The 14,025-nt window shown below is 33.6% G+C and carries 9 protein-coding genes and 1 pseudogene; 7 read left to right on the forward strand and 3 right to left on the reverse strand.

Annotated elements, in window-relative coordinates:
* Positions 1-2: 2 nt before the first annotated feature.
* The 3 genes and pseudogenes from CVS89_RS09935 to CVS89_RS10180 all read right to left on the reverse strand — a co-directional run.
* On the reverse strand, positions 3-611 hold the full coding sequence (locus CVS89_RS09935; protein ID WP_232523981.1) for a tyrosine-type recombinase/integrase: 609 nt from the start codon (positions 609-611) through the stop codon (positions 3-5).
* 17 nt (positions 612-628) lie between these two features.
* Positions 629-1,957: a hypothetical protein gene (locus tag CVS89_RS09940; protein WP_233091257.1), complete on the reverse strand. Its 1,329-nt coding sequence runs from the start codon at positions 1,955-1,957 to the stop codon at positions 629-631.
* Positions 1,958-2,053: 96 nt separating this feature from the next.
* Positions 2,054-2,143: pseudogene (locus CVS89_RS10180) on the reverse strand (DUF6538 domain-containing protein); the annotation flags it as partial.
* Positions 2,144-2,837: 694 nt separating this feature from the next.
* On the opposite strand from CVS89_RS10180, the gene CVS89_RS00365 reads away from it, so the two are divergent.
* The 7 genes from CVS89_RS00365 (at position 2,838) to CVS89_RS00385 (ending at position 13,863) form a co-directional block, all read left to right on the forward strand.
* The gene (locus tag CVS89_RS00365) at positions 2,838-4,610 is read left to right on the forward strand and encodes a ShlB/FhaC/HecB family hemolysin secretion/activation protein (RefSeq protein WP_107848453.1); all 1,773 of its coding nucleotides are present in this window, start codon (positions 2,838-2,840) and stop codon (positions 4,608-4,610) included.
* 9 nt (positions 4,611-4,619) lie between these two features.
* On the forward strand, positions 4,620-11,987 hold the full coding sequence (locus tag CVS89_RS00370; RefSeq protein ID WP_107848454.1) for a hemagglutinin repeat-containing protein: 7,368 nt from the start codon (positions 4,620-4,622) through the stop codon (positions 11,985-11,987).
* Entirely contained in the window at positions 11,984-12,268 is a 285-nt protein-coding gene (locus CVS89_RS00375) for a hypothetical protein (protein ID WP_107848455.1), read from the forward strand. The genes CVS89_RS00370 and CVS89_RS00375 overlap by 4 nt, the downstream gene beginning before the upstream one ends.
* Positions 12,269-12,460: 192 nt before the next feature.
* Positions 12,461-12,637: a hypothetical protein gene (locus CVS89_RS09945; RefSeq protein ID WP_159071021.1), complete on the forward strand. Its 177-nt coding sequence runs from the start codon at positions 12,461-12,463 to the stop codon at positions 12,635-12,637.
* A gap of 211 nt (positions 12,638-12,848) precedes the next feature.
* Complete coding sequence (locus CVS89_RS09950; RefSeq protein ID WP_107848456.1) at positions 12,849-13,034, forward strand: hypothetical protein; 186 nt, start codon at positions 12,849-12,851, stop codon at positions 13,032-13,034.
* Between the two features lie 47 nt (positions 13,035-13,081).
* On the forward strand, positions 13,082-13,420 hold the full coding sequence (locus tag CVS89_RS00380; protein WP_103581271.1) for a DUF2614 family zinc ribbon-containing protein: 339 nt from the start codon (positions 13,082-13,084) through the stop codon (positions 13,418-13,420).
* A gap of 77 nt (positions 13,421-13,497) precedes the next feature.
* Complete coding sequence (locus CVS89_RS00385; RefSeq protein WP_103590207.1) at positions 13,498-13,863, forward strand: hypothetical protein; 366 nt, start codon at positions 13,498-13,500, stop codon at positions 13,861-13,863.
* The last annotated feature ends 162 nt before the right edge of the window (positions 13,864-14,025 follow it).

Consider the following 14,025-nt stretch of genomic DNA (forward strand, 5'->3'; position numbering starts at 1 on the left):
GCTCACCCTTCCCCTCCTTGATAAAAATTTACCTCTTCAACTAGATCCTTTAGAATTTTCGGAGTTACTGGCTCCCCATAAGTATTCATAGTGATTTTGTATTGTTGTTCATGCCCTACAAGAGCAGCTATATGCTCGACCCTTTGACCACTTTGAATGAGCTTGTTTATGAAAGTGTGTCTAAATGAATGAAATGTCCTTGTCTTATCACCATCTTTTATAACTTGAGTATTGATCTTCTTTCTAAAATATTCAGAAAAGTCTTTATTGTCACAGCTAAATAGCCTAACTGCTTTGCCACATTTCCTAGCTAGCTTCTTTTTATTCTCTATAAATTCAAACAGCCCAATGCTATTTAACTTAGAATGGATAGGAACAATCCTTACAGAGTTTCTAGTCTTTAAAGTCTTGCTCTTACCTGTTTTTACATCTACTTTTGTATTTAAACTAAAGCATACTATGTTATATTTTTCGACTATGTCATCTGTGTTTAGCTGGATTATCTCATTTAATCTCATGCCAGAGTAAGCTGCTATATGAGTAACAAAAAATAGCTCATCCTTGCTTATCCTTTGGCTTTTAATATCCCCACTTGATCTGATCTTGTTCACAATATCCAAAAGTGCATTTACATCACTATCTTCATAAGGGTTTTATTTGTAACGTCATCTTGGTTTAAATTTATTTGTAGATCTGTAGCTGGATTCTTATCTATATAGTCGCTATCATAGCAGTATTTAAAAAACTCACTAACTCTAACAATATACTTCTTGATAGTTGATTTAGAAATTTTTGGCCTATCTTTTACTAAAGTTATGATCTCATCTAAGCTCTTATCTTTATAGAGACTATTTTGAGAGAGCTTGGTTGGTAGTTGCAGTAAGATATTTCTAAAATTTAGCAAGTCATCTCTTTTTATCTTTTTGATGTCTAGCTCATCGCCAAATTTCATAGACATTAGCCGTCCTACATATCTAACAAGGCCTAATGTGCTATCACTCCAGTTATTTGAAATGCTTGTGTTTGATATATAGTTTTTAAATGCGCTATTTAGCGTGAGCATGTCAGCTTTTATTTCGTTTTTAGCAGTTGAGCCTAGCTGTGATATAAAGCTTTTAGCTCTATTTGAGAATAGCTTTTGAAAGAAATTTATAGCTTCATTAAAAGTCATGTTACTAGCATCACTTGTATCATCTATCACAAGATCTTTAGCCTCAATGTCACTTAAAACTACACCCTTATCTTCATATTTATCTGCCTTATATAGCTTTACCTGACCACCAAAGGTAGGATCATTTAAATTTCCATATCCAAATTTTAGATCTTCACTTAGCTCATTGTCTCCATCTGGCAATAGCTCACAACCAAATATTCTTAGGATATCGTTTTGTGTGAGTGCTCCTTTTTGCTTGGCTAGCTCATTTATAGCATCTCTTAGCTCACAAACAGAGTGTTTTAAGGACTTTTTAGTAAAAGGGAGTACCAAATTCTGCTTTTTTAAAGTCTCTATGTAGTCTTGATAGCTATCTATGTTAGCCTCTTTAACACCTTTTGCTATCTTGTCTTTAGTATTATCATCTAAATTTACACTATTGTGTTTTTTACCAAGTGGTACAAATGCTTGTTGCTTATCATTTAGTAGCTTTTGGTTTTTGCACATCTTATATGATATGTGATTTATGTTATCTATCGTTGCCTCAAGCACTCTTTTACCAAGAAGCTTTTTGGTAAAAGAGTCAGTACAAGATAGCTTTTTGCAGATATCATCGACCTCTTTTGATATGACGCTGGGCAAGCTATCTTCTTTTAAACTCTGTTTTAAAAACAAATTTAGTGATAGTAGTCCATCTAAATTTATATATCTGCCAAGCATATCATGCTCTTTGATACTTTTGGCCTCCTTGGCTTTTAAAAGCATAAGCACCAAGTGCTCTATAAGTTCGCTGCTCAAATTCATCTTCCATGCCTTTTTGATCGCGTTAAAAATTATAGAGTAGATCTTAGCACGATTTTTTGCTGTATCAAAGCGTTTTGTGAGGAAGGAGGTTATGTATTCGGTTTTATTACCAAAATAAGGCCTCAAATATAGAGGAATAGCTACTCTAAAGTAGTATATGCCATTTCGTTTGACTAGATATTGCATCTTTGTTACCTATGCAATATAACTTTGTAGCAAAATGTAGCAGATATTTAGTGTGAAACTGGCTGTGTACCGTCTTTTTGGTGCTTACACAAGGTTTATTGTTAAACCCTCATAAGCCGGAGGTCGGGAGTTCAAGTCTCCCCCGTGACACCATAGATGTCCTACTTATCGATACTTTAACTGCCCTTTTTGCAGTTTCCCTTTCTTTAAAATTTCCTAAAAGTATGGTACAGTTTTTAGATATATTTTGGCTAAGTCTATAAAACAAGCTTATTGTACTGCATATTTTTACCTAATGTTATAAAAATTTAAAGTTAAAGTGATAAAGGATTCTTCATATTATTCGTAAAAAACATTTTTATAAGTTTTTTAAAGCTATTTATGGGGCTTATTGTAAAATAATATCTAATTACTGCCGCTTAGATTGGCTGCAAATTTAAATATTCTATTCTAGTCTTTTTAATATATTAGTATAAGATTTTCTTGGCAAATTTGACATAAATTTTTTCTTTTGCTTTAAATTGTTGATTATAATTAATTTCTTACCTTATAAAAGTTTCATTTTTGAAATATTTTGTATAAAAATTCTTTTTTCTCATTATATTTTAATATTAGATTAAGATTATATCCTTTATAATGTCACTAAATTATTTTAAAAAATATAACTTTATAGTTATTTCCAAGGAAGGTTAAGATGAGAACTCTCTTATCTTTAGGCATAGTGTGTGCTGCGCTACTTGCTAATGAGACTAATCTAAAAAACGAGTTAAACAACGAAGAGATTAGGGCGAATATGGCAAGCTCTTTTAACGAAAGCTCCAACATAAATTTACTTAACGAAAAACCAACTTCAGAAGGTAAGCTAAATTTAAACGAAACTCCATGCTTTAAAATAGATAAAATTTCACTTCTTAGTGAGAATGAAGTAGCTAGCTTTAACGCTAGTAGTGGTGCTGATGAGGCTATAATAAGAAAAGCTTATAATGCAAACTACTCTAAATTTAACTCTATTTTAGAGGCTAGCTTAAACAAGCTTGATTTTAAATCTGGCAGCTGCCTTGGCAAAAACTCTATCAATCTAATCATAAATTCTTTTAACAACGAGATAATAAAAAGTGGCTATATCACTTCAAGTGCGAGCCTAGTTACAAAGAGCCTAAAAGATGCCAAGCTAGAGTTTGTGATAAATCTTGGCCTAATAGATGACATAAGCATAAACGAGCTTGACAGCCAAAGAAATAGAGCGAGCTTATTTAGCGCATTTGGTGAGTACTCTCATAAAAATAAAGTGGCAAATATAAGAGATATCGAGCAGGCTCTTGAGTCACTTCAAAACGTCTCAAAAAATGACGTTAGCATTAAATTCTTACCTTCAAACAGAGCTGGCTTTTCAAACATAGTAATAACTAGAGTTGATAGCTTCCCGCTAAAGGCTGCTATAAGCATTGATAACCTTGGCTCAAAACAAAGCGGCAAATATCAGGGCATGCTAAATTTAAGCACGCTAAATTTACTTGGATTTAACGAAATTTTTAGCTTCTCACGTGGCAAAGATATATTTAAAAAATATGAGGTTACAAATAAATTTAATGGCGCCACTGATCACGGGGCTTCAAATAACTACTATTACGGCTTTAGCATCCCATTTGGCTACTTCATGCTTGAGTATGAAAAGAGTAAATATGACTACGCTCAGATCATAAACGCAGCCTACAACCTCTACACATATAAAGGTAGAAGCGAGAGTGACTCGCTAAGCCTTGCTTATACATTTTATAGGGACTCAAATTTTAAAAATAGCGCTTACGTAAAACTATTTAAGAGAAAAAATAAAAACTACTTAGAGGACTACGAGCTAGATAACCAAGCTAGAAGAAATGCTGGATATGAGGTAGGTGTAAAATCAAGCTGGAATTCTTACAACCAAGCTTTTAGCGCCAAGCTAGCTTACAAAAAAGGCACTGGTATATTTAGATCACAGCCTGATCCTTTAGAAGATAGCGGCGAAGCTACATCTAGGTTTGCTCTAATAAATTTAAACCTAAACTACAAATATAAATTTGAACTTCCACTAAGCTATGATCTAAATATCAACGCAAGATATGGCCTAAATAAGCTAAGCTTGCAAGATAAATTTAGCATCGGCGGATATCACAGTGTTAGGGGATTTGACGGGGAGAGCTCACTTGTTGGAAACCACGGAGTAAGCGTAAGAAATACCCTCTCATATAACTACTATAAGAGTAACTCCATCTATGCAGGGCTTGACGCTGGCATGGTAAGAGCAGCAAGTAGTGGCATAAAGGATAAAAACACCCTTGCAGGATACGCCATAGGTCTAAGAGGCAGCATAAAAGCCTACAACAACCTAAGCTACGACATATCTGTCTCAAAACCTCTTTATAAACCAAAGAGCTTTGAATCTAAATCAACAAATGTAAATTTCATCATAAGCTACGAATTTTAAGGATAAAATATGCTAAAGAACAACCAAATTTCAAATGTACAAAAACCTAGCCTTTTAACCATAGGCTTAAATTTCTACGTAAGTCTCTCTTTGCTACTTGGCACTATGCCTGCCCTTGCAAATGAGCCAAGTATCATAGCTGATCCAGGCGCTAGCAACCGCCCTGATATACTAAAAGCTCCTAATGAGACGCTAATAATAAACATCACAAACCCTGATAGTAAGGGCGTATCTATAAATGAATATAGCAGGTTTAATACGCCAACCACTGGCACTATCCTTAATAACTCTAATAAAAACATAGATACTAAGATAGCTGGCCAGATAGATGCAAACTATAGGCTAAATAAAGAGGCAAGCCTTATTATCAACAAAGTAAATTCGGCTGAGAAATCATCTCTAAAAGGAAATTTAGAGGTTGCTGGTAGTAGAGCTGATGTGGTCATAGCAAACCCAAATGGCATAAGTGTAGATGGTCTAAATATGATCAACTCTCGTTCACTCACACTAACAACAGGTAATATCAATAAACTAAGCCCTAAAGAGATAGAGCTAATATCTGATAAGTCAATCGATATCGTAGGGGACGGCCTAAACGATAAGAGTAGCGACTATACTAACGTGATCTCAAATGCCATAAATTTAAACTCAAATATCCACGCAAATGAGCTAAACATCATCGGTGAAAAGGCGCTTACTTCAAGCAAAGATAGACTTTATAACGACGTAAAAGCTAAAAACCAAGAAAACAGCTTTAGCCTAGATAGTAGCGCGCTTGGCGGCATGTATGCTAATAAAATCAAACTAGTTGGCACAAGTAACGGCGTAGGCGTAAATAATAATGGTCTAGTCATAGCAAATAACAACATAGAGATAAGCCTTGATGGTGATATAGTTAATGCCGGTGCTATCGCTTCTAACAAAGAGGCTAAGATAGAGGCAAAGACTATAACAAACAAAGATGAAGCGCTAATAGCAGCCAAAGAGAGCCTTAATATAAAAGCAGACACTTTGGTAAATACTTCAAGCCAAATTTATGCTAAAGATATAAATGTAGAGGCTAAAAAGCTGGTAAATAACTCAAGCTCGCAGGCTAGGGTGGAGAAAAGCTCATTTGCTAAAAATTTAGCTCTAAAGCAAAGTGGCGAGAATAGATTTAAACTTGAAGAGGTAAATTTAAAAGAGATAAAAGCAAAGATAGAGGCTAAATTTAAAAAACTAGGCAAAGAGCTAAATGAAGAGGAGCTAAATGCTGAAATTTTAAAAGAGGCTATAAGTAAAGATAGCACCCTTTATGCTCTAAATTTACATAAAGACTCATATCTATATGGCACATCGACAAAGGTATTTCATAATCTAAGACTAGACATAGACAAAAACGAAGTAGTACTTGATACTAGCAAAGCAAAAGACCGCGAAGTGCTAAAGAGAATCTACTACTCTATAAACAAAGAAATTTTAAATGAAGATGATAAAGCTAACTTCATCCCAGGTAGCATAGTAGCAAGCAATGATATAAATTTAAAAACAGATGAAGTGCTAAATGATAAGAGCTTTATCTACGCAGGCAACGACCTCGTGCTTGATAGCAAAGATATAACAAACGTAGCGCTAAATTTAAGAAGAGATGTTAGCAGCTTTAACGAATTTAAATGGAAAAAGCAAGAGTGGAAAGGTAAAAGAGGAAAAATCCTTGGTAAAAAAAGATGGGTGACTAAAGGTGGCAAAGGTGCTGTGTTTAACTTCTCATACACAGATGTTGGCTTGCCAGCAGTCTTTGCAGCGGGCAATAATATAGTAGGAAGCACACAAGACTTTTCAAGCTACGCACTAAATGATGATATAAAGCTAGCAAATGTTGATCTGGATAAATTCTATGAGCCAATATTTAATAGCCCAATAATTAAAAACCTAAATAGAAAGGCGAAAAACCAAGGGTATTACTACAGCCTTGATAGTATAAACTCTGCTTATATAGCAAATATCCTTGATGGCTTATATGAAGCAAGAAACGAGAGCATAAGTAAATTTAAAAAAGAGGCCAAAGATAAAAACGTAAAAGCCTCAGCTCTAGTAATGGCAAATAATATAGACCTAGACGCCAAAGGCAACATAAGCCTAGCTGGCAGCGTAGTGGCTGATAATGTAAATTTAAACTCAGAAAATTTAAACCTAAATCACCTAGAGCTAAACTCTAAAGATCTAAATTTAAAAGCAGACGCAGCAAACATCAACTCAAGTGAAATTTCAGCCAAAAATATAAACGTAGATGCAAACAATATAAGCTTAGACAAAGGGTCATCTCAGTTTAGCAAGGCTTCAAATTTAAAAGCAGACGAGAGCCTTAACCTAAACGCTAAAGAAAATTTAAATATCGCTGGCTCAAATTTAGAGGCTGACAAGATAAATTTAAGCGCAGATAATATAAATATAAACGCTAAAGAGTTTGCCTATAGCCATAGCGCAAAAGAGAAGGGCATAAGCTTTAAACAAAACATCCAAACACTAAATAGCGCAAACCTAGACGCAAAAGATATAAATTTAAACTCTAAGTCAAACACACAGATCAGCTCAAGTAACTTAAGAGCTACTAATAAGCTAAACATAGAAGCTGGAAATGATATATATGTAGTAGGCGCTAATACAAACGAGAGCACGCAAACTAAAGAGAAGTCAAAGGGCTTTTTCTCTAAAAAAGAGTCTCAACTAATGGCTATAAATCAAAAGGTCATTAGCTCAAATTTAAACGCAGGCGATATAAGCCTAAAAGCTGGCGGCAATGCAATAGTAACTGGCTCAAATTTAAGTGCCAAAAATGATATAAACATAGATGCGAATAATATAGGCCTAGCTCCAACAGCTTATAAAAATGATGAGGCAAGATCTAGTTCTAAGAAGTCATTTGGTGGATTAAAATCTAGCCTTGATATGCACTCTCTTGATAAGACAAACTTGCAAGGCTCATCTCTAAGCACTAGTCAAGGAGATATAAATTTAAATGCAAACAAAGACATCTCTATAATATCTTCAGATATTAAAGGTGGTAGAAATGTAAATTTAAATGCTGGTAATAACTTGTCTATACTAGCAGCCAAAGAGCAAATAAAAGAAAAAAGCGTTCATAAGAGCTCAAACATTAATATCATCTCATTATTGACATACCCAGGCATGCTGGTAGCTTCTGCGATAGATCCTATTGGGACTGGTTCAAATACATACTTGTTTGAGCAAATGTTTGGAGATACTCTGACTCAAATTTATCGCTCTACATATAACGAAAAGGGAAGTCTTGATGCACTAGCAAAGCTTTCAAATATATCTGCAGCCAAAGAGCTCAATCTAAAAGCAAATGAAGCTACTATAACTGCAAATTTATCAAGTAAAGATGATACTAATATAAAGGCAAATTCTATTGAGATATCAAATGCCAAAAACGAGCATAGTAGCTATGAGATATCTAAGAGCAAGGGTGTAAATTTACCAAGCACTAAAAATCTTACAAATGATCAAAAACCAAAACCTATAAAAGAATTTAAGTATGATACTAGCACTAAGACAAGAGTAGCAGACGCAGAGTATGAAAAATCTACCACCGATATAGCATCAACTAAAGCTATATCGTCAAACCTTGTTTCAGATAAAAATATAAATTTAAATGCAAACGAAGAGATAGGCATCACTGGATCAAATTTGATCGCTAAAGAAGATATAAATCTAATAAGCAAAAATGCAAATATCGATATACTAAATAGCACTGACACTACTGATATATCTAAAACACTAAAACAAGCAAAAGCAGCTCTTTCTATCACTGCCCAAAACGAATACGTAGAGGTGGCTCCTGCTAGTCTTGCTTTGATAGAAGCTATAAAGCAGCTTAAAAAGGTAAAAAAAGAGTATGATAGCTATAAACACACTAGAGATGATCTAAAAGATAAACTACATGAGCTAAAGCAAGCCTATAAAAGTAAAACTCCTGGCATAGATGGCTCAGATATAGAAGATCTATCAGATATCCTTGAAAATGTTAATGACGAAGAGAGATACTATAAGGCAAATATAGCTTTAGCTATGGCAAACGTAGAAGCTAAGAGCCTAGCACTTATAGCTCAAGTAGCAGCAGCTGCAAAGGCAGCATCTAACTGGTATACGTTTGGTTTTAGTGTAGGAGTAGCAGCTAGTGTAAATGGTCACAAGTCAAAATCAAACTCAAATGAAGTTATCTCTAATCCATCAAATTTAAGTGCAAATAACATCAAGATACAAACTCCAAATGATACAACTATCACTGGTTCAAATTTAAGTGCCAATAATCTAATAGATATAAACACAAATAACTTAAATATAAACTCTAGCAAAAACACCTATACATCAGAAAGTAAAGACAAAAGCATAGGTGGAACCATGAGATATACTATGTATGGTGGTGGCGGCGGAAGTGCTGGCCTAAACTACTCTACTAGTAGTAGTGACACAGAGAGCCTAACAAATAACAACTCTCATCTTTACTCAGCTAAAGATATGAATATAAACACAGCTAATGACGCAACCATCAAGGGAGCAAATTTAAGAGCTGATGAGAGATTAAATTTAAAAGTAGGAAATAACCTAAACTTAGAGAGTGTAAGAGACAAATACGCATACAACGAAAGAGGATATAGTGTAGGTGTTGGTATAGGATTTAGTAGTGATAAATCACCAAACTCAAGCTTTGCTAATCCATCTAGCACAAAAGCAACTAGCACCAATGCAAATTTCTCTAGATCAAGCTCAAATACAATAACTAAACAAACCGTACTCTCATCTATAACAGCTAATGAGCTAAACGTAGAGGTAGGCAAAAACACTCATCTAAAAGGATCACTTCTTGCAGCAGGAGAGTATGATAAAGATAATACCTTTATAGATAACCACAACCTAAATTTAAAAACAAATACCCTAAGCTATGAGAACCTATCAAATACAAGCTATGCTAAAGGAACAAACTTTAGTATAGGAGCTAACTATATCCTAGAAGATAAAAACAATAAAGATAGCAGATCAAATAACAATCAAGAAGATAAATTTACAGGTCTTAAATCAATAGATCTATCTAACCATAGAAATTTAAGCTACAGCTTATCTAAAAACCTAGCAACTCTAGGTAGTGGTAACATAGAGATAGCAGATAAAGAAAACTCTGATGATCTAACAAGACTAAATAGAGATACAACTAAACTAACAAAAGATCTAGTAAATACTAGCATAAGCTCAAATGTAGATGCTAGCATGGATTTAAGAGTGCTAACAAAGAGTGGGCAAAAGGATATCAAGGATGAGTTTAATACAGCCACTGCCATAACAAAAGCACTAAATGCCATTATAGAAACTGGTGAGTTTAATTTTAATAGTGAAGTAAAAGAAAATGTTGCACAGTATGAAGCTGGAAAACTATTAGGCAAAGAGCTTGCTCAAAAACTAACAGATGATAGTGTTACCATAGAAGAAAAAGAGGCCTTAGGAAATAAATTTATACAGCTATTTGCAAGTATGTCAGGTCTTGATCTAGATGGCATATCTTTAAGAATAATTGATGATAAATTCGCAAAAGGAAAAGACGATGAAAAATTTCTAGGACATTTTAATAGTGGCTCAATAATACTAAATTTAGCCCATATTAAAAATGTTGATCAGTTTGTGAGCACTCTAGGTCATGAGTTAAAACATGCTATGGATTATAAAGCTGGCAAATTTATACCAGGAGATAGTAAGCAAGATAGATATGCAAAACTAAAAGAAGATAGTTTTAGTGACTATCTAAGCAAAGCTCTAAATTTACAAGATAGTGGCATCAATGCCAAAGATGCAGCTATAAACTATATTAAAAATCAAAGTAGCTTAAATACACTTCTTTTAAATTCTTATATGTTTAATGGACTAGATAAGAGTAAGGGGGATAATAGACAATTTAGTCAGCCAGAAATAGACTGGTTAAAGGCTAATGGCAATAATTTTGCCAACTTCATTAGAGAGAGAACAGGTATAGACATTTCTCAAGATGAAGCCATTTCAAGACTTTCAGTGCAGGCACTAAAGCAAAGTGATAATGTTTGGTCTTTGATGTTTAATAAAGATGATGTCTTAGCAAAAGAGTTTTTGACAAAATCTGACAACAAAGATGGTCTATTTGTAGTTGATAAATTTGATAATAGAAATAATAGATTAAATTTAGATGTAGCAATTAATAATATAGATTTTTACAATAAATATATTCATCCAAACATAGACTCTTTACCACTAGAAACAGTTAAAAATAGTATATTAAACTTGGCATATAATGCAGATAAAATACCAAGCAACTTGCAAAACTGGTATAAAGATCAGACTTTTACAGCCTCTAGCTTGCGTGACGGTGCTATATCTTTGGCAAAAGATATAGCCGTAAACGGAGTAAGTGGCGTAAGAAATATGTACTATAATATATTTAACAACGATAAAAAGATTTTAGAAAAAGTTTATGACTATAATGGCATAAGCGATGATATAGCATTGATATCAGGATTTGATACATCTAGTTTGACTGGTGTAGCAGCAATAGGAAAAGGAGCGGGCGTTGGTCTTGGAAAAGGAGCTGTATATGTAGCTAATGGCCTAAAAGCTCCATTTGTAGAGATGGAAAAGAGAGTGGCTGCAAAAGTAGCAGCCAATACCCCAAAAGGTGGAACATTAGGTAGTGATGGTATACTAAGACACAATGGCAAAGAGTATGTAGCTCGCAGTCTTGATCTATCAGGAAATAAAGTGATATATGAACAAGTAATAAATAAAAAAGGCACTGGAAATTTTAAAACTACCAACGATAAAGGTTATTTCATAACAGTTCGTAAGCCAAAACTGGCTTCACCAGAAGCTCCAGAAAAGGATATTAAATTCTATGATATCTCAAAAACCCCAGGTATAGTAGCAGGTACCACTATAGGTGGAGGCATAGATCTTGGATCACAATATATAAATAATGGCTATAGCTTTAAAAATCTTGACTACACCGAAATAATAATAAACGCATTAGGTGGTGCTTATGGCGGAGCTGCTAGCGGTTTATTCTCGGCAATAGGTAGAGGCGCCTTTGTTAACTCATCTACTGAGCTATACTCTCAGCTTAAAGATAGATCAAAAGATGTAGATGCAGAGAGAGTGATCGGAAAAGGTTTTGCTGGTGGAACTTTTGGTGCATTCGGCAATATAGCAGGAAATTTTGGTAAAAATATAAAAGTCGGCAATGGGGATTTGCAGACCGCAGCTGAAGCTGTGGCAAGTATATTTACTGGAATAGCTCAGGCAGCAGCCGATAGCATGAATAGTAAGGATAGTAAAAACAACAAAGGCGATAAAAAATGAAAAATGGTTTTCTTAAATTTTTAATAATAATTGCTGGTGTGGCATTTTTGCTTATTTGTTTAAGAATATTAGTTTACTTTTTTGGGAAATACTATGTTGATGCCGTAGCCGCATTAATTATACTTACAAATGTATATTACATAATTAAAAACGGTATAAAAAAGAGTGACTTTCGGAAAAAGAATTTTAAAACAATGGACGTCACAATAGGTGGCGTCTCTTTGGTACAAGCCATATTTGTATTTATAATGTGGGTTGGTTACAATGCAACAAGAGGATAAACATAAAAGTAGGTTATCAGTTGTTACAGGAACGGGTCAAGCAGTAGCCGATAGTATAAAAAGCAAAAATGACAAAGACAAAAAAGATAACAAAAAATAAAAAAATTTCTAATTATTTTTTTTGGTAGCATATTATGTCTCGGCTTTATAGTAATCCTAAAACTTCTTTTTGGAGAACACTATATTGATGCCATGGCTGTATTGCTAATATTTGCCAATGTATGTTTTATAATAAAAAACGGTATAAAAAAGAGCGATTTTAAAAAAGAATATATACAAAAAATGGAAATAAAAAGAGGTGGTGTTGCTTTAATCCACTCTTTTTTAGTTTTTGTATTTTGGCTACTTTACAATGCCACAATGGGATAAACATAAAAGTTGACGTTTTGGATAAAACAACGTTTAAATCTGTTAAATTTAAGCAAGAGTTAAATGTATTAATAAAGCCAAACCTAAATTCTTTAGAATTTCTCGATTAAAAAGCCATAGGGAGAAATTTAGGAAATGGATATGATAGTAAATAAAAATGATAAGCAGCACCATCTAACAAATGGACAGTTGGTGTAAAAGTGAAAAATAAATGAATTATTTAATAGGTTTTATTATTTTTGCCGGAGGGCTGTCTATCCTAGTGGATCCGGCTCCACCGATAAATATTTTTGGTCTGCCAAAAGGAGATGTTATCCCTTATGGTCTAAATATACCAGTGGGATCTGTCATGGCGTTGCTTGGCTTGCTTTTTATATATAGGGAGTTAAAAAAATAGTTGAGGAACTGTAAATTTGACCCTTGTTGGCTTAAAGGTAATGAAAAATGAGTAATTTCTTTATATCTATTGGATTTTTGATAACTGCTATTCAAATTTTTGCTAGCAAGAAAATAGCAAGAGCATATGATAGTGCCGACTACTCTTTTATGGGATATTTCTACTTACTTTCTGGTGTAGCGGCATTAGTGGGCGCCATATTATTTTTTTGGCTTGGATATAGGTCTATTAAATTTAAAGATATCAAGAAAGAATTTGAATACAAGTGGTGTGATAACTGTGGCAAAGCCATTAAAGTTGGTAAAGATACCTCTTGGTGCCCAGATTGTGGCAAGCCGCTAACTAAATTTAACGACAAGCACGGTAAAAAAGCATCTAAAGTATAGTGTTCTTTCATTGGCTATGTAAATTTCATATAAATTCATTTAAAAATTTAGGCGATATTACCAAGATAGGAAGTAATATGGAGAAAAGTCAAAGAATAGCTGCGGGTTGTATATCATTTGTAGAGCTTGTTTTGTGTATGATATATGGGAAGTACTATATTAGAGGTTGGAGCGAAGCTAACCTTCTTTCGGTCTCCTTTTTTATTTGTGTTTTTGTATATTGCGCTATGCCCTTTTTCATCAAAGGTAATATTGCAAGTTCATTAATTAAATTTGATATTTTGTCAACAATTACACTTTTTTTAATATATTTGCTTGGTTTTAAATTTATCTATGATAGTTTTGAAGGATACATACGGTATATTGCTATTTTTATACTTATTATTATAGTTATAAAGACATCGCTTAAAATATTTAATAAAAATGGGCAAAAAGATGAATGATAGGCTAAAATACATGATCATCCTAGGGTATTTTTTAGTTATATACTCTGGGATTATAATGGTATATCTTGGCTATTCCTATAAGATTTCTCTACTATTATTTTGTTTATTTAATTTAATTGTTTTCTTAAAAATATTTTATATTATAAATTTTAGAGATGA

Origin of the sequence: Campylobacter concisus, assembly GCF_003048615.2 — a bacterium.
In the GTDB taxonomy this organism is placed as follows: domain Bacteria; phylum Campylobacterota; class Campylobacteria; order Campylobacterales; family Campylobacteraceae; genus Campylobacter_A; species Campylobacter_A concisus_C.